At 70.7% G+C, this 16,285-nt stretch carries 17 protein-coding genes; 3 read left to right on the plus strand and 14 right to left on the minus strand.

The genetic code is table 11. The annotated features are described in order from the left end of the window. Positions 1 to 33: 33 nt before the first annotated feature. Entirely contained in the window at positions 34 to 207 is a 174-nt protein-coding gene (locus tag V2S05_RS12235; protein ID WP_271638651.1) for a hypothetical protein, read from the minus strand. A 162-nt stretch (positions 208 to 369) separates the two neighbouring features. Between V2S05_RS12235 and V2S05_RS12240 the strand changes: the two genes are divergently transcribed. Next, positions 370 to 1,482 carry a DUF4192 family protein gene (locus V2S05_RS12240; RefSeq protein ID WP_271638652.1) on the plus strand — a complete coding sequence of 371 codons (1,113 nt, stop codon included), beginning with the start codon at positions 370 to 372 and terminating at the stop codon, positions 1,480 to 1,482. Positions 1,483 to 1,493: 11 nt separating this feature from the next. Here V2S05_RS12240 and V2S05_RS12245 read toward each other — a convergent pair whose 3' ends face one another. Both V2S05_RS12245 and lysS read right to left on the minus strand, forming a co-directional pair. Next, positions 1,494 to 2,681 carry a MarP family serine protease gene (locus V2S05_RS12245; protein ID WP_413635632.1) on the minus strand — a complete coding sequence of 396 codons (1,188 nt, stop codon included), beginning with the start codon at positions 2,679 to 2,681 and terminating at the stop codon, positions 1,494 to 1,496. 7 nt (positions 2,682 to 2,688) lie between these two features. Next, positions 2,689 to 4,212, minus strand: a complete 1,524-nt coding sequence (gene lysS / locus V2S05_RS12250; protein ID WP_413635633.1) for a lysine--tRNA ligase — start codon at positions 4,210 to 4,212, stop codon at positions 2,689 to 2,691. A 90-nt stretch (positions 4,213 to 4,302) separates the two neighbouring features. On the opposite strand from lysS, the gene V2S05_RS12255 reads away from it, so the two are divergent. Then, the gene (locus V2S05_RS12255; protein WP_413635634.1) at positions 4,303 to 6,099 is read left to right on the plus strand and encodes a DUF2207 domain-containing protein; all 1,797 of its coding nucleotides are present in this window, start codon (positions 4,303 to 4,305) and stop codon (positions 6,097 to 6,099) included. 18 nt (positions 6,100 to 6,117) lie between these two features. Here V2S05_RS12255 and V2S05_RS12260 read toward each other — a convergent pair whose 3' ends face one another. The 10 genes from V2S05_RS12260 to hpt all read right to left on the minus strand — a co-directional run bounded on the left by V2S05_RS12260 (position 6,118) and on the right by hpt (position 14,595). Further along, positions 6,118 to 6,819: a DUF2520 domain-containing protein gene (locus tag V2S05_RS12260; protein WP_413635636.1), complete on the minus strand. Its 702-nt coding sequence runs from the start codon at positions 6,817 to 6,819 to the stop codon at positions 6,118 to 6,120. Then, the gene (locus V2S05_RS12265) at positions 6,816 to 8,573 is read right to left on the minus strand and encodes a PH domain-containing protein (protein ID WP_413635637.1); all 1,758 of its coding nucleotides are present in this window, start codon (positions 8,571 to 8,573) and stop codon (positions 6,816 to 6,818) included. Before V2S05_RS12265 ends, V2S05_RS12260 begins: the two co-directional genes overlap by 4 nt. Next, on the minus strand, positions 8,570 to 9,163 hold the full coding sequence (locus V2S05_RS12270; RefSeq protein ID WP_413635639.1) for a PH domain-containing protein: 594 nt from the start codon (positions 9,161 to 9,163) through the stop codon (positions 8,570 to 8,572). Before V2S05_RS12270 ends, V2S05_RS12265 begins: the two co-directional genes overlap by 4 nt. Further along, positions 9,132 to 9,596, minus strand: coding sequence for a DUF3180 domain-containing protein (locus V2S05_RS12275; RefSeq protein WP_413635641.1), 465 nt, complete (start codon positions 9,594 to 9,596; stop codon positions 9,132 to 9,134). Before V2S05_RS12275 ends, V2S05_RS12270 begins: the two co-directional genes overlap by 32 nt. Continuing rightward, complete coding sequence (gene folK, locus V2S05_RS12280) at positions 9,593 to 10,132, minus strand: 2-amino-4-hydroxy-6-hydroxymethyldihydropteridine diphosphokinase (protein ID WP_413635642.1); 540 nt, start codon at positions 10,130 to 10,132, stop codon at positions 9,593 to 9,595. Before folK ends, V2S05_RS12275 begins: the two co-directional genes overlap by 4 nt. Next, positions 10,132 to 10,500 carry a dihydroneopterin aldolase gene (folB, locus tag V2S05_RS12285; RefSeq protein ID WP_413635643.1) on the minus strand — a complete coding sequence of 123 codons (369 nt, stop codon included), beginning with the start codon at positions 10,498 to 10,500 and terminating at the stop codon, positions 10,132 to 10,134. The genes folK and folB overlap by 1 nt, the downstream gene beginning before the upstream one ends. Before the next feature lies 1 nt (position 10,501). Next, positions 10,502 to 11,296 carry a dihydropteroate synthase gene (gene folP, locus V2S05_RS12290; protein WP_413635644.1) on the minus strand — a complete coding sequence of 265 codons (795 nt, stop codon included), beginning with the start codon at positions 11,294 to 11,296 and terminating at the stop codon, positions 10,502 to 10,504. Then, on the minus strand, positions 11,293 to 11,919 hold the full coding sequence (gene folE / locus V2S05_RS12295; RefSeq protein ID WP_413635645.1) for a GTP cyclohydrolase I: 627 nt from the start codon (positions 11,917 to 11,919) through the stop codon (positions 11,293 to 11,295). Before folE ends, folP begins: the two co-directional genes overlap by 4 nt. Before the next feature lies 1 nt (position 11,920). After that, the gene (gene ftsH / locus V2S05_RS12300; protein WP_413635647.1) at positions 11,921 to 13,927 is read right to left on the minus strand and encodes an ATP-dependent zinc metalloprotease FtsH; all 2,007 of its coding nucleotides are present in this window, start codon (positions 13,925 to 13,927) and stop codon (positions 11,921 to 11,923) included. A 116-nt stretch (positions 13,928 to 14,043) separates the two neighbouring features. Further along, positions 14,044 to 14,595, minus strand: a complete 552-nt coding sequence (hpt, locus tag V2S05_RS12305) for a hypoxanthine phosphoribosyltransferase (RefSeq protein WP_413635649.1) — start codon at positions 14,593 to 14,595, stop codon at positions 14,044 to 14,046. 84 nt (positions 14,596 to 14,679) lie between these two features. Here hpt and V2S05_RS12310 point away from each other — a divergent pair, with 84 nt between their 5' ends. After that, the gene (locus tag V2S05_RS12310) at positions 14,680 to 15,216 is read left to right on the plus strand and encodes a DUF937 domain-containing protein (protein ID WP_413635651.1); all 537 of its coding nucleotides are present in this window, start codon (positions 14,680 to 14,682) and stop codon (positions 15,214 to 15,216) included. A gap of 3 nt (positions 15,217 to 15,219) precedes the next feature. On the opposite strand, the gene tilS is transcribed toward V2S05_RS12310, so the two are convergent. Further along, positions 15,220 to 16,212 carry a tRNA lysidine(34) synthetase TilS gene (tilS, locus tag V2S05_RS12315; protein ID WP_413635653.1) on the minus strand — a complete coding sequence of 331 codons (993 nt, stop codon included), beginning with the start codon at positions 16,210 to 16,212 and terminating at the stop codon, positions 15,220 to 15,222. Between the last annotated feature and the right edge of the window lie 73 nt (positions 16,213 to 16,285).

The following is a 16,285-nucleotide window of genomic DNA, read 5'->3' on the forward strand; positions in this document are numbered from 1 at the left end:
TGCCGATGGTCTCGGCTCAGCGTATCCGGTGCGTCAGACGCGCGGCGGCAGGCCGCGAGCAGCGCGCTCTTCGGCCTCGATCTGCGCGTGCACCTTGCGCTCGGTGCGATCGAAGCGGAGGATGCCGCGCAGCACGATCACGAAGACCACGCTCACCGCGATGGTCGGCAGAAGTGACCACGCCGCAGCAACCCAGAAGCTCTCCACCTGTCCATGGTACCGCGCGCATCTGTGAGGCAGCCGTCGAGGCGGCAGGTGCGAGCACTGATCCTGCACAGCACGGGATCTGCGGACTTCCGTGCACCGTCGCCGTGGAGGGCGCGCCGGACGCCGCTCGCGCGCTCGGCGGCGTCGCGCACACTCCCCTTCATGACCACGATCATCCACGCCACAGACCCCGCCGAATTCCTCGGCCTCGTGCCGGCACTCGCCGGCTTCACACCGCGGCAGAGCATCGTCCTGCTGCCGTTCCACGGCACCCGCACGCAGGGCGCGATGCGCATCGATCTGCCGGCGGCCGACGTCGATCCCGACGAGTTCGCCGACGTCGCGCTGCGCGCGCTGCTGCAGGTGCCTGACACCGACGCGGTCGCCGTCGTCGCCTACACCGACCACCAGGCGGCGCAGGTGCCCGACGGCGTGCTGCTTCCTCATCTCTCGCTCGCCGAGGCGATCGTGGACGTGTGCAGCCACGCCGGGCTGAGAGTGGTCGAGGCGCTGTGCGTCACACCTGACGGCTGGGGCGACTACCTCGACGACGTCCCCCTCGTGCATCCGCTCGGCGACATCCCCGCGGCTCCTGCCGTGCCGGGCATCGGCGACGTCAGCGGAGATCAGCTGGCGGGCGCCCAGCTGCCGCGCAGCGATCTCGCCGAGCGCGAGATCGTCGGCCGTGCGCTGCGCGACCTCGGTGACGCGATCGAGCACAGCATGCACGGCACAGGAGCCCGCTCCGAGAACCCCATCGCGATCATGGCCGCCGAGGTGATGCTCGACGATCTGCCCCATTTCATCGAGCATCTGCTCGACTCGCCGCTCGATGACGACCCGTTCGCCTGCGCCGCCCTGCTGTGGTGTCTGAGCCGCCCGCCGCTGCGTGATGCGATCCTCGTGCAGTGGGCAACCGATCTCGACTTCGGGTACCGCGCGTTCGATGCGCAGCTCGCCTTCTCGAGTGATCGCACCTCGGTGCCGGATGCCATCGGCGAGGTGTTCATGGGCCGCGGCCCCCGCCCAGATCTCGACAGGCTCGGCTGTGCGCTGCAGGTGGTGCGCGCAGCCGCCGCCCGCGCACCGCGCCACGCGAAGGTCGGGGCGCTCACCGCCGCGGCATGGCTGGCATGGGCGATGGGTCGCTCATCTCACGCGGGAGCGTACGTCGACGAGGCGCTGCGTCTCGAGCCCGGCCACAGCATGGCCTCGCTCATCTCCAGCATCCTCGCGGCGGCGATGCTGCCGGAATGGGCGCTGCGGCGGCCGTGACCGCCGGCGGGTCAGCGGATGCAGGCCCCCACGGGCACGGGGGCGCCGGCAGCGCCGAGCTGCGCGATGACGGGGAGCAGCTCGTCATTCGTCATGGCGTACCCGACGTTCGGCGTGGTGGCGTCCTTCGCGAACACCATCCCGGCCACCTGCCCGCTGGCGGTGAGCAGCGGGCCACCGGAGTTCCCGGGTTCGACCTGGGCCCGCAGCGCGTAGACACCGCGCGGAGCCGTGCTGTCGCCGTAGATGTCGCGCACGGGGGCGCTCGACGACGAGACCACCCCGGCGGCCGACACCCGGAACGGCCCGCCGAACGGGTATCCCATGACCGCGCCGCTCTCGCCGGGCGCGAGCGCGTCGGCCAGGCCGAGCGGGGCGGCCTGCACGTCGGCGGCGATCACGGCGATGTCGTCGATCGGGTCGAAGTACACCACCGTGGCGTCGCGCGCCGGCTCGCCGGGCACCTCGACGATCGGGGCGGACACCCCGGCCAGCACGTGGGCGTTCGTCATGATGCGGTCCTCGGCGATCACGAACCCGGTCCCGGTCGAGATGACCCCGCACCCGTCCGCCGCGCCGGAGACCTTGACGACCGACGCGGCCGCCCGCTCGAGCTCGGGTGTGGCGAGCTCGAGCGGCGTCGCCTCGGGGGCCGCCTCCAGCTGGCCCGGCTGCAGCAGCCCTTCGAGGGTGGGGAGCACCGTCTCGCCGAACGCGAAGGCGTTCAGGCGCGCGGCGGCCTCAGCCAGGGGTGGCGGGATGTACCGCTCGACGGTGCGCAGCACGCTCGACGACGCGACGGTGGCCGAGAGCACGGGAACACCCGCGGCGGCTATCGCCGAGCCGACCATGGTGATCGCCAGGGCGCCCGCGACCAGCGCGGCGAGCCCGCCCAGCATCCGCTCCACCAGCCGCAGACGCAGCCGATCGGCGCCGCGGCGCACGACTCGACCGATCGCCCCGCCGATGCTCGCGCCGACGGCGAGCAGCGCGACCGCGGCGAGCACGAGCAGCAGCCCCTTCGGCCCGCTCTCGGGCACCGCACGGGCCACGAGCGGCAGCACCCACGGCGCGGCGAGTGCGCCGAGCACCAGGCCGCACACCGAGCCGAGCACGGCGAACAGGCCCGCCCCGAGGCCGGTCGCGACCGACGCGATCAGCAGCACGGCGATCAGCAGGTCGACGACGTTCGGGGTCATGCCCGGGTCACTTCACGAGCGGGAACAGGATGGTCTCGCGGATGCCGAGGCCGGTGATGGCCATCAGCAGACGGTCGATGCCCATGCCCATGCCTCCCGACGGCGGCATGCCGTGCTCGAGCGCACGCAGGAACTCCTCGTCCACGCGCATGGCCTCGTCATCGCCACCCGCGGCGAGCTTGGCCTGCTCGACGAAGCGCTCGCGCTGGATGACAGGGTCGACCAGCTCGGAGTATCCGGTGGCGAGCTCGAAGCCGCGCACGTACAGGTCCCACTTCTCGACCACGCCGGCGATCGAGCGGTGCTCGCGCACGAGGGGCGAGGTGTCGACGGGGAAGTCCATCACGAAGGTGGGGCGCACGAGATCGACCTTCACGAAGTGCTCCCAGAGCTCTTCGATCAGCTTGCCGTGCGTGGGGTGCGGCGGTATGTCGACGCCGTTCGCCTCGGCGAAGGCGATGAGGTCTGCCACGTCGTCCTGCGGGGTGAACTCGCGGCCGACGGCCGCCGACAGCGAGCCGTACATCGAGATGCGGTCCCATTCGCCGCCGAGGTCGTACTCGGTGCCGTCGGCCCAGGTGACGGTGGTGGAGCCGGCGACGGCGACCGCCGCGTTCTGGATGAGTTCCTGGGTCAGGTCGGCGATGCCGTTGTAGTCGCTGTACGCCTGGTACGCCTCGAGCATCGCGAACTCGGGGCTGTGCGTCGAGTCGGCGCCCTCGTTGCGGAAGTTGCGGTTGATCTCGTAGACCCGCTCGATGCCGCCCACGACCGCGCGCTTCAGGTACAGCTCGGGGGCGATGCGCAGGTAGAGCTCGGTGTCGAACGCGTTCGAGTGGGTGATGAAGGGGCGCGCGCTGGCCCCGCCGTGCTGCACCTGCAGCATGGGCGTCTCGACCTCGAGGAAGTCGTGCGAGGTGAACGTCGCGCGCAGGCTGGCGTTCACGGCAGCGCGGGCGCGCACGGTCGTGCGGGCCTGGTCGCGCACGATGAGATCGAGGAAGCGGCTGCGCACGCGGCCCTCCTCGCTGAGCTCGGAGTACGCGTTCGGCAGCGGCAGGATCGCCTTCGACGCGATCTGCCACGCATCCGCCATGATCGACAGCTCTCCGCGGCGGCTGGAGATGACCTCGCCGCGCACGAAGACGTGATCACCGAGGTCGACGAGCGCCTTCCAGTCGGCCAGCGACTCCTCGCCGACGTTCGCCAGCGAGACCATGGCCTGGATGCGCGAGCCGTCGCCGGCCTGCAGCGTCGCGAAGCAGAGCTTTCCGGCGTTGCGGCTGAACACGACGCGTCCGGCGACGCCGGCGGTGACTCCGGTCGCCGTGTCGGGTTCGAGCTCGCCGTATTCGGCGCGCAGCGACGGGATGGTGTGAGTGACGGGCACCGACACGGGGAACGCGCCGCCGCCGGCATCCATCCGCTTCTCGATCAGCCGCTCGCGCTTCGCGAGGCGAACCGCCTTCTGCTCGAAGACATCGTCTTCGAGCTCGGCGGATGCGGTAGTCGGCGCGGACGCGTCAGTCATGGGTGGGGCTCCTTGGGAAAGTCCCCTCGAGTCTACCGGCGCGCGCCCCTCGACCCCGAGCCGTCGCCGGCGACCGGATAGCCTCTGGGCATGCGTGCTCAGCGAACCCCCGCCCTGCTCGACGCCCGGAGCGCGCTCGTCGCGCTCGCGCTCGCGATCGGACTGCTCGCCTCGCTGCTGCCTGTCACCCCGGCCGCCGCCGATGTGGACGACTTCTCGTATTCGTCCTGGTCGGCCGAGTACGACGTCTCACTCGACGCCGACGGCAGAGCGATCGCTGAGGTGACCGAGACGCTGGTCGCCGAATTCCCGCAGCACGATCAGAACAAGGGCATCATCCGCGGCTACCCGCAGCGGTATCTGGGTGCGGGGCTCGACATCGACATCATCTCCGTGACGGATGCCGAGGGCCGTGACGTGCCCTTCGAGGTCGAGACGGAGGACGACATGGTGCTCGTGCTCACCGGCACCGACGACTACGTGCACGGTTCGACCACCTACGTAATCAGGTCGACCATGCGCGACTTCATGATGCACAGCACCGAGTCGGGCAACGACGAGTTCTACTGGAACCTGCTGCCACTGAACAGCACGCAGGCCATCGGGCGCTTCGACGCCCGGATCCGCTTCGCCCCCGAGCTCGCGGCCGCGGCCACCGGCGACACCGCCTGTTACGCAGGTCGCCAGGGCGAGCGTCGCCCCTGCGACATCGAGAAGTCGGACGACGGCTCGACGTTCCAGGTCGCCTCCGGCGGGCGCGAGGCCGGCGAGGGCGTCACGGTGGCCATCGGGTTCGCCGGCGGCACGGTCACCCAGCCGGCGGCCCGCGAGCCCGATCCGGTGGCCGACTTCGCGCCGGTCGTCGCCGGCGGGGTGACGCTCGCCACCGCCGCGGGCGCGTGGATCGCGGTCGCGGGCATGCGTCGTCGACGCCGCACCGCGACCGGCATCGTCGTCGCGCAGTTCGATGTGCCTGCGGATCTGCCTCCTCTCATCGCCGCTGCGCTCATCGAGAATGCGCCGAACCCCGCTCCCGCGCAGATGGTGCACCTGGCCGTGCAGGGTGCGCTGCGCCTGGAGGATGACGGCGACGCACGGCCGGCCATGCGCCTGCTCGACAGAACGCGATCCGGGCACCCGCTCGATGCGGCGATGCTGGACGCCTTGTTCCCCGCAGGCGCTGCGGTGCGCCGCATCCCGCGCACGAGCACGAAGTTCGCCAAGCGCATGCAGAAGCTCGTCAAGAGGGGCGCCGCCGAGGCGAAGAGCCGCGGCTGGACCACATCCGAGCGCAGCCGCGCGGCGATGACGCTCGGCTGGGTGTCGCTCGGGATGCTGGCGGCGACCCTCGCTCTGCTGATCTGGACGGCCACGAAAGACCGCGACCTGCTGCCGCTGTCGATCATCGCCTTCGTTCTCACCGCCGTCGGCGTCGGCGTCACTGCGATCGTGGCCTTCAGCAGGCACACCGTGCTCACCCCGCAGGGCGCTGAGCGGGCCGAGTACCTGCTCGGCGTGCGAGAGTTCATCCGGGTGGCCGAGGCCGATCGACTGCGCATGCTGCAGTCTGTCGAGGGCGCCGAGCGTCGTGCCGACGGCTCCATCGAGGTGGTGCACCTGTACGAGAAGCTGCTGCCCTACGCGATTCTGTTCCGGCAGGAGAGCAGCTGGTCGAAGGTTCTCGAGACCTCGTACGCCGACACCGGCCGCGGTCCCGACTGGGTCAGCACATACGTCGGAGTCTCCCTCGCCTCGCGCCTGTCGAGCTACTCGACTTCTATGAACACCGCCGCAACGTACACACCGGCCTCGAGCTCGTCAGGCGGGTCGACCGGCGGCGGGTTCTCGGGTGGTGGCGGAGGCGGCGGGTTCTCGGGCGGACGCTGACGTGCTCCGCCCCGCGGGTCACTGCTCGGCGGGCGGGGTGAGCGGGTCGGATGCGGCGCGCAGCGCCTGCTCGACGGTCGACCCGACCAGGGCGGAGAGGTAGCCGCCGGGGTTGTCGATTCCGACGCCTCGCAGCAGGCCGGTGGCCTGCTGCACGATCGAGCGGGAGAACTCGGATGCGGTGGCGATCGCCTCGGCGTACGCCGGGCGATCCTGCTCGGCGATGACGACCGGTTCGCAGCCCATCTCGACCGCGAGCGCCTGTGCGATCGGCAGCACGGCCGCCGGTGCGGTGACCGCAGCGAACGCCGCCTGCAGCTGGCGCAGGTCGATGGTGGTTCCGGTGAAGGAGATGGCCGGATGCACGGCGAGCGGTATCGCCCCCCGCTCGGCCGCCGGGCGCAGCACCTCGGTGCCGTAGGCGGGGTCGGTGTGCAGCACGAGCTGGCCCATCTGCCAGGCGCCGAGCTCTGCCAGGCCGCTGATGAGCCGCGGCAGCTCGTCGTGCGGGACGGCGACGATGACGAGCTCGCTGCGCCGGGTCACCTCCTGCGCGTCCAGCACGGGAACGCCCGGCAGGACGGCGGCTGCGCGGTCGTCGTCGGAGCCCGAGGTGATGCCGGTGATCGCGTGCCCTGCGCCGGCCAGCGCGGCGCCGACGATCGGCCCGACCCGGCCCGCGCCGATGATGCCGATCCCGAGGCGTCCCTCACGCGTCATCGCTGCGTCCATCGGGGCGGCTGCACGGGGTCGGAACGCACGGGGTCTGGGTGCACGGTGTCGGAGCGCACGGGGTCGGGGTGCACCGTGTCGGGTTGCACGGGGTCCGACGCGTGCTCGGCCCAGCGGTGGGTGCGGTCGCTCGAAGCGGCGAGTGCGGCCGCCCTGCTGACGCCGTCGAGCAGCACGATCGCGTCGTCGCGTTCGAGGCCGGACATGGTGCCGGTGACCGGACCCGCGATCGAGTGGATCTGCCCGTGCGAGACCCGCTGCAGCCGGTCGATCGGGCCCTGCGAGATCGACACGCTCTGCAGCCGGGCGAGGGGGAACACGGCGAGGCGCCGCCAGAGGAAGCCGCGGCGCACCAGCACCGCGTGCTCGGTGAGGCGGTAGCCGTGCCGCCTCCACGACAGGGGTCGGCGCCACGCGGCCCGCGGCGGTATCGTCCGGTACGGGTCGTCTGCGGCGGGGCCGACGACGCCGTCCTCCCACATGGCGCCGATCTCGGTGGGAGTGCTGCCGGGCAGCACCAGGGCGAGCACCCGCTCCACGTCGGCCCGGCGCCCCACGGGCAGCACGGTGTTGAACTGCTGCGTGTTTCCCGAGGTCTGCTGCGCGGCGCTCTTGCCGGTCATGCGGTTGATCTTCACCGTCCACCAGCCGAACGGGCGCCACAGCAGCGACTGCGACACCTCGACGGCGAAGATCCGGCCCGGTGGCAGGGTCTCGGTGATGGTCGTGAGGAGACCGAAGGTGATGCGCACGCCGTCGGGCGTCGACGCGATCGAGTAGCGCAGCGATTTCGAGATCTGGGCCCAGGTGATGCCGACCACCGCGATGATCAGCGGGATGCCCATGCCAAGGCTGAGCGCGACGATCGCGAGCGCGATGTCGGCGGGATTCTCGCCGTCGGCCGTCATGCCCAGGTACATGGCGATGATCGAGACGACGTAGATGGCGCCGAAGAAGAGCACCCACAGCACCGCCGAGACGAGCTGCGATCCGATCAGCCGCCCGGCGGGAATCTTAACGACGCTCTCGGGTGCGACGTCGGCGAGGTCGACGCCCTCGATCAGTCCCGAGACTCCCGCGTTCATCGACCCGATGAACGCTTCGCGGGTGGTCTGGGCGGGAGCCGCTCCGGATGCTGCGAGGCGTGCGTTGCGGGCACCGGCCGCCAGCCGCAGGATGTCGGCGCGGACGGCCTCGGCGGTCCCGGTCGACAGGTACTCGAGCGGCACGTTGGCGTCGTTGCCCGCGCCGACGACCTCGAGCTTTGCCAGCCCGATCAGTCGCGCGGGGAACGGACGGGTGAGGTTGACGCCCTGCACACGGTCGAGCGGGGCGCGCCGGTGCGACCGGAACAGCAGCCCCTTGCGCACCTCGACGTGCTCGCCCGTGATGCGGAACTGCTGGAAGCGCCACAGGAACCAGAAGACGGCGATGAGCAGCACGACCAGCCCCAGCACGCCCAGCAGCACGAGCAGCACGAGATCGTTCTCGAGAACCCAGTCCACCGGGTCGCCGCCGCTCGCGGAGAAGCCCGAATCGGGCGCGAAGAGCCGCACGACCCAGTTGATCACCTTGTCGCGCATGTTGGTGATGATGATGCCCGCGACGACGATCAGCGCGAAGCCCCCCTTGAACAGAGGGGTGAGCGGGTGCATCCGGTGCCACTCGCCGTCGGCCAGCGACGACGAGCCGCCCTGCGGCAGAGTGGCGGGGGCCGGGGTGGAGTGCTCGGGGGTGCTCACAGACCGGTCCGTCGGGTCTCGGCCACCTCGATGAGAGTGTCGCGCAGCGCCTCGGCGGCGGCCTGCGTGAGCCCGGGGATCTGCACGCCGGTGGCGGCGGCAGCCGTCACCATCTTCAGCTGGGAGAGCCCGAAGACGCGGTCGAGCGGACCCTGGGTGATGTCGACGAGCTGCATTCGCCCGTACGGCACCGCCACCATCCGCTGCCACAGGATGCCGCGACGGAAGACGATGTCGTCGGCGCGCAGCATGTACCCCAGCGCCCTGGCCTGGCGGGGCAGGATGGCCAGCGTGATCACGTCGATGGCGATGAGAGCGCCGGCGGGGATCCAGACCCAGGTCATCTCGAGCACGATGGCGGCGACGGCTGCGGCGATCGCGACGAGCACGATGATGATCGCGTTCTGCACGAACTGCGACGTCACGTAGCGCGGCGAGATCTGGTGCCACTGCCCGTCGAGAGCGAGGGCGCCCGCGCCGCGCGGGATGCGGATGCCCGTGTACGTCCCCTCATCGAGCACATCGGCCGCGGCCGGAGCAGCGGGTATCAGGCTCGGTTCACGAGGCGGGTTCGTCTGGCTGTCGCTCATCAGGATCCTTCGGCAGTGTGCAGAACTGTTCCGCGATGAGAGCCACCCCGACCAGCAGCGCTGCGCAGATGATGAGGGCGATCATCGCCACCACCGACCCTACCGGCGCAGGCACCGGCCGGGTGGAGAGGAAGAGCCGCAGACCCGCGCCGAAACCCACCATGATCGCGCCGAGCAGGCTGGATGCGCGCGCGAGCGTGGCGGCGCGCAACGCACGGAACGGGTCGATCCGCCGCCCGCCGCGCGTGCTGCGCCGCACCGGCAGGGCCAGCAGCAGCACGGCCACGGCGATGAGCACGAGCAGCACGGGCAGGAGGCCGGACGGCGTGAACGTCGCCCGTCCGGTGACGGTCAGCAGGTGATCGAAGGCGAAGCCCGCGCCTGTCGCGAGCAGCGCGAGCACGAACAGCACCGCTGGGGAGGTGCGTCTCATCGCTCGCCCGCGTCGCGCAGTCGGCGCACCAGCTCGTCGACGCGGCCCGCTCCGGGGAGCACCGCGTCGGGGTCGATGCTGAGCCAGGGCTCGAGCACGAAGAGCCGCTCGGCCGCACGTGGGTGCGGCACCTGCAGGTGCGGCACGTCGCTTGCCACGTCGCCGTAGGCGATGAGGTCGAGGTCGAGCGTGCGGTCGCCCCAGCGCTCCACACGCACCCGGCCCTGCTCCTCCTCAACCGCGTGCAGCATGCCCAGCAGAACCTGCGGTGCGAGGCGGGTCGTCATCAGCGCGACCGCGTTGAGGTAGGGCGGCGCGTCGGGGTCCGGGCCGTCGGGCTTCAGCGCCACCGTCTCGATGGGCTCGGACATCACGAGATCGTCGACCAGGGGTAGGCGGCGCAGCCGCTCGGCCGCGGCGCGCAGCATCTCGCCGCGGTCACCCTCGTTCGATCCGAGTGCGATCACGGCCACTTGAGGCTCGCGGCCGGGCCGCGGGTCGGGCAGATCCGGCAGGTGGGTGAGGCGACGGTCCATCACTGCCTCCCCCGCCGGACGGTGACCGAGACGTCGGCGAAGGTCTGCTCGATCGGCGCGTGCGGCTTGTGCACGGTGACCGTCACGTTCTGCACGCGCACGTCGTCGAGAGCGGCATCCGCGATCCGCTCCGCCAGGGTCTCGATGAGATTCACCGGCTCGCCGGCGACGATCGCGGCGACCGTGTCGGCCAGTTCGCCGTAGTGCACGGTGTCGGTGACGTCATCCGACCGGGCGGCCGCCGCGAGCGACAGCTGCAACGTCAGGTCGATCGTGAACTCCTGGCCCTGACGCCGCTCGAAGTCGAAGACGCCGTGGTACCCGAAAACCGTCAGCCCGGTGAGGGTGATCTCGTCGACTGCGCTCATGTCAGACACCATCCCATGCGCTCGCGACGGCAAGGGCATCGCGGGTGGCGGCCACGTCGTGCACCCGCACCGCCCACGCGCCCGCTCGGGCGGCGAGCGCGCTCGTCACGGCCGTGGCGAGATCGCGACGCGACCGGTCGGGATCCCCCTCGAGCGTCTCGGCGAGGAAGCGCTTGCGCGACGTGCCGACGAGCACGCGATGCCCGAGCCCGCTGATCTCATCGACCCCCCGCAGCACCTCCCAGTTCTGCTCGCCCGACTTCGCGAAGCCGATGCCCGGGTCGAGGATGACTCGTGACGGTGCGATGCCGGCGACGGCCGCCGCCGTGACGCGCTCGCGCAGCTCGGACGCCACCTCCCGGGCGATCCGCACGTACTGCGCTCGGGCGTACATGTCGCTCGACGGTCCGCGCCAGTGGCCGATGGCGATGTCGGCATCGAGTTCGGCGACCGTCGCGAGCATCCGGTCATCCGCGAGTCCGCCCGACACGTCGTTCACGATGCGCGCTCCCGCGCGAACGGCGGCCGCCGCGGTGTCGGCGTTGAGGGTGTCGATCGACGTCGGGATGCCCTCGGCGGCGAGCGCCTCGATCACCGGAAGCACTCGGCGCTGCTCCTCGGCGCTGCCGATGCGCTCGGCGCCCGGCCGGGTGGACTCGCCGCCGACGTCGACGATGCTCGCGCCCTGGGCGCGCATCGTGCGCGCACGGGCGACGGCGATGTCGAGCTCGAGGTAGCGGCCTCCGTCGCTGAACGAGTCGGGAGTGATGTTCAGGATGCCCCAGATGCCCGTCATGAGAACTGCGCCCCCACGCCCTGGGCCCCTGAGCCTGCCGAAGGGCCGCCGATCAGGGCGATCAGCTCGGCGCGGGCAGCGGGCTCGGTGTAGGCGCCGCGGGCGGCGATGGTCACGGTGGTGGCGATCGGCTGCCGGCCGCCGCGCATGGTGACGCAGCCGTGCGAGGCGTCGAGCACCACGAGCACGCCACGGGTGTCGAGGTTCTCGGCGATGGCATCCGCCACCTGCTCGCCGAGCCGCTCCTGCACCTGCGGGCGGGTGGCGAGCGTCTCGACGACCTTCACCAGCGTGCCCAGGCCCACCACCTGCTCGCCCGGCAGGTACGCGATGTGCGCGACGCCGGCGAAGGGCAGCAGGTGGTGCTCGCACACCGAGCGGAAGCGGATGTCGCGCAGCAGCACCGCCCCGGAGGGCAGGGTGTCCGGCGCCGGTCCTCGAGCGACGCTGATGGTGCGTGCGAGGTGCGACGCCGGATCCTCTCCGACACCGGCGAAGAACTCGGCGTACAGCTCTGCCATACGGCTCGGCGTGTGCGTGAGCCCTGGCCGATCCGGGTCCTCTCCGATCGCCTCGAGCAGTTCGCGGGTCAGCCGCTCGACGCGCGCCCTGTCGACGCTCACGTCACGCCGTCGCCGGTCGGGCCTGCCCACCGGTCGCGGGTGAGGTCGACGGGCGTGCCTGGCCGGTCTGCTGCGCAGTCTGCGCGGCGACGCCCTCCTCCACGCGACGGGGCACCGCGATGGGAGGCAGCGTCGACACCGGGCGCTCCTCGCTCGAGAGCCACTGCGGGCGCTCGGGGAGCTTTCGCACCTCGGTGAAGATCTCGGCGATCTGGTTGTGGTCGAGGGTCTCCTCCTCGAGCAGGGCCAGCGCGAGACGGTCGAGGATGTCGCGGTTCTCGCTGATCACCTTGTAGGCCTCGTTGTGGGCCTGCTCGATCAGCGCGCGCACCTCGGCGTCGACGCGCTCGGCGACCGTCTCGGAGTACTCGCGTCCGCGCCCCATGTCACGACCGGCGAACGGCTCGCCGCCTTCGGAGCCGAGCTTGACCGGGCCGAGCTGCGTGGTCATGCCGTATTCGATGACCATCTTGCGCGCGATGCTGGTGGCCTTCTCGATGTCGTTCGAGGCGCCGGTGGTGGGGTCGTGGAAGACGAGCTCTTCAGCGACGCGACCGCCCATCGCGTAGGTCAGCTGATCCTGCAGCTCATTGCGGGTGACGGAGTACTTGTCGTCGAGCGGCATGACCATCGTGTACCCGAGCGCCTTGCCGCGCGGCAGGATCGTGATCTTCGTGACGGGGTCGGTGTAGTTCATCGCCGCCGCGGCAAGGGCGTGGCCGCCCTCGTGGTAGGCGGTGATGAGCTTCTCCTTGTCCTTCATGACACGGGTGCGGCGCTGCGGGCCGGCGATGACGCGGTCGATGGCCTCATCGAGCGCGCGGTTGTCGATCAGCTGCGCGTTCGAGCGCGCCGTCAGCAGAGCAGCCTCGTTGAGGACGTTGGCGAGGTCGGCACCCGTGAAGCCAGGGGTCTTGCGCGCGACGACCTCGAGGTCGACCGACTGCGCGAGAGGCTTGCCCTTGGAGTGCACCTCGAGGATCTGCTGGCGGCCTTTCATGTCAGGCGCGTCGACGCCGATCTGCCGGTCGAAGCGGCCGGGGCGCAGCAGCGCGGGGTCGAGGATGTCGGGGCGGTTCGTCGCCGCGATGACGATGACGTTCGCGTTCGGGTCGAAGCCGTCCATCTCGACGAGCATCTGGTTCAGCGTCTGCTCGCGCTCGTCGTTGCCGCCGCCCATGCCGGCACCGCGGTGACGGCCGACGGCGTCGATCTCGTCGATGAAGATGATGGCCGGAGCGTTCTCCTTGGCCTGGGTGAACAGATCGCGCACGCGGGATGCGCCGACGCCGACGAACATCTCGACGAAGTCCGAACCGGAGATCGAGTAGAACGGCGCGCCGGCCTCGCCCGCCACGGCGCGAGCGAGCAGCGTCTTGCCGGTTCCGGGAGGGCCGTACAGCAGCACGCCCTTCGGGATGCGCGCGCCGATGGCCTGGAACTTGGCCGGATCCTGCAGGAACTCCTTGATCTCGTGCAGCTCCTCGATGGCCTCTTCCGCTCCGGCGACGTCGGCGAAGGTGACGGTCGGGGTCTCCTTGTTGACGAGCTTGGCCTTGGACTTGCCGAACTGCATGACCTTGCTGCCGCCGCCCTGCATCGACGAGAGCAGCCACCAGAACAGCAGGCCCAGCAGCACGAGCGGCAGCAGGAGGGAGATGAAACCGTCGAACCAGGTCGCACGGGGCACGACGTCGGTGACGTCCTTCGCCTTGATCTCGGCGGCGTCGATGGCCTCGACGACCTGATCGGCGCGCGCCTCGACGTAGTAGAACTGCACGTTCTTGGCGCCCTCGAACTCCTTCGAGAGCGTCAGGTCGACCCGCTGGTCGCCGTCGGTGTTGACCACCTTCGTCACCGTGTCGCCCTTGAGCAGCTGGAGCCCCTGCTGCACGGTCACCTGCGTGGGGGCCGCGAGGTTCGAGATCAGCAGGAAACCGGCGAAGAGCAGCGCGCCGATCAACGCGACGTAGATCAGCGGATTGCGGGAGACCTTCTTGACGTCCATGATGCGTTCAGCGTACCGCTCGGCGCTCAGGGGTCCGCTGAACGTTCACCACGGGCGTACCCGCCCCGAGCCTCTGGGTCCCTGAGCCTGTCGAAGGGTCCCGCCCGGCTGCAGGCTCAGCTGTAGACGTGCGGCGCCAGCACGGCGACGTCGCGCAGGTTGCGGTAGCTCTCGGCGTAGTCCAGCCCGTAGCCGACGACGAACTCGTTCGGGATGTCGAACCCGACGTAGCGGCAGTCGATCTGCACCTTCGCCGCCTCGGGCTTGCGCAGCAGAGCGAGCACCTCGATCGACTCCGCACCCCGCGACTCGAAGTTCTCGAGCAGCCAGCTGAGCGTCAGGCCCGAGTCGATGATGTCCTCGACGATGAGCACGTGCTTGCCGTGCAGGTCCGTGTCGAGGTCCTTGCGAATCTGCACCACGCCGCTCGACTTCGTGCTCGCGCCGTAGCTCGACACCGCCATCCAGTCCATCGGGGCGTCGATCGGCAGCGCGCGCGAGAAGTCGGCCATCACCATCACGGCGCCCTTGAGTACGCCGACGAGGATGAGGTCCTTGCCCGCGTAATCCTCGGCGACCCGGGCTGCGAGCTCATCGAGCTTCGCGAGGATCTCCTCCTCGGTGACGAGGATCTGGCTGAGGTCGTCCTGGATGTCGGCAGCGCGCATGGATCGATCTTAGGTCGATCCGCTTATGCGTCCCCACTACTGTGAGCGGTGAAGCGGGGCATCCGTCCTGCAGGGAGGGAAGACATGAACGTCGACGAGATTCTCAACCAGGTGCCGGTGGATGACATCGCGAAGCGCTTCGGCGTCAGCCCCGAAATCGCGCGGCAGGCGGTGAAGGAGGGCGGCGCGACTCTGCTGGGCGGACTGGCCAAGAACGCCGAGAGCGGGGAGGGGTCTGCGGCGATCGAGAAGGCACTGAACCGGCACGGCGGCTTCTCCGGCGCGTCCACGGTCGACGACGTCGATCAGGCCGACGGCGAGAAGATCGTGAAGCACGTCTTCGGCGAGCGCAAGGGCGAGGTCACCGAGAAGCTCAACAAGAGCGAGAAGACGGCGGGCGGCATCGACTTCGGCAAGCTGCTGCCGATCCTCGCGCCGATCATCATGGGCATCATCGCGAACAAGACCAAGGGCGGCTCGGGCGGGGGTGGCCTGGGCGACATCCTGGGCGGTCTGCTCGGCGGTGGCCACAGCTCGGGTGGCGCGAGCGGCGGATCATCCGGCGGCGGGCTCGGTGGCCTGGGCGACATCCTCGGCGGACTGCTCGGCGGCCGGAAGTAGCGGCTACCGCGCGCTGAAGACGATCTGCCCGCCTGCCCGTCGCGCGGTGCACGCGGGCAGATCGATCGGCCCCTGACCCGACCAGTCGGTGACCAGACGCGCCACCTCGAGCGTCTGCGTGCGGGTCAGGCTGACGCCGAACTCGCTGTCGACGACGAGGCGGATGATTCGGTTGCGCAGCGCCGCGGGATTCGCGGCGAGCGCCGCGACGCTCACGGCGATGCCCGCCTCGGCGTGCTCGACGATGTCTTCGATGGTCTCGTGGATCATCTCCTCGAACGCCTCGGCATCCTCGCGCAGCTGCTCGGCCGTACGCGCGAGCGCCTCGGCGATGCCGGGGCCGAGCTCGGCCTCCAGCACCGGCAGCACGCGCTGGCGGGTGCGGACGCGGGCGTAGCGGCTGTCGAGATTGTGCGGGTCGTCCCAGACCTCGATCCCGGATGCCGTGCACGCCCGGCGCGTGATCTCGCGGCGCACGCCGAGCAGCGGGCGCATCCACGGCATCCCGTCGTCGCTCGTGCGCACCGGCGCCATGCCCTGCAGGCTCGCCGCCCCCGAGCCGCGTGCGAGGCCGAGCAGCACGGTCTCGGCCTGGTCGTCGAGGGTGTGACCGAGCAGCACGGCGGCGGCGCCCTCCGCGCGGGCGATGCTGCCGATCGCCGCATAGCGGGCTTCACGCGCGGCGGCCTCGATGCCCTCGCCGCCGCTGATGACCGAGACCTTCGTCTGCAGCGCGTCGTGCACGCCGATGCTCTCGGCGGCGACGGCTGCGGATGCGGCAGCCATGTCCGACCCCTCCTGCAGCTGGTGGTCGACGGTCAGGCTCAGCACGGTGATGTGACGGGCGCGCGCCTCGAAGACGGTGGCGGCGGTCAGCGCGAGCGAATCGGCGCCGCCGGAGAGGGCGACGATGACCGTGGCACCGTCGGGCAGCGCTCCGAGGGCGGCGCGCACGGCGCGTCGGACTTCGGCGATGGCGGGATCGAGCGAGGGCACGACTCCACGGTAGCCGTCAGCTCTCCCCGGAACGTCGCCCAGTAGGCTGGTGCCCGGCATCCGACCGTCATTC

Source organism: Microbacterium sp. OR16, from assembly GCF_047306725.1.
Classification (GTDB): domain Bacteria; phylum Actinomycetota; class Actinomycetes; order Actinomycetales; family Microbacteriaceae; genus Microbacterium.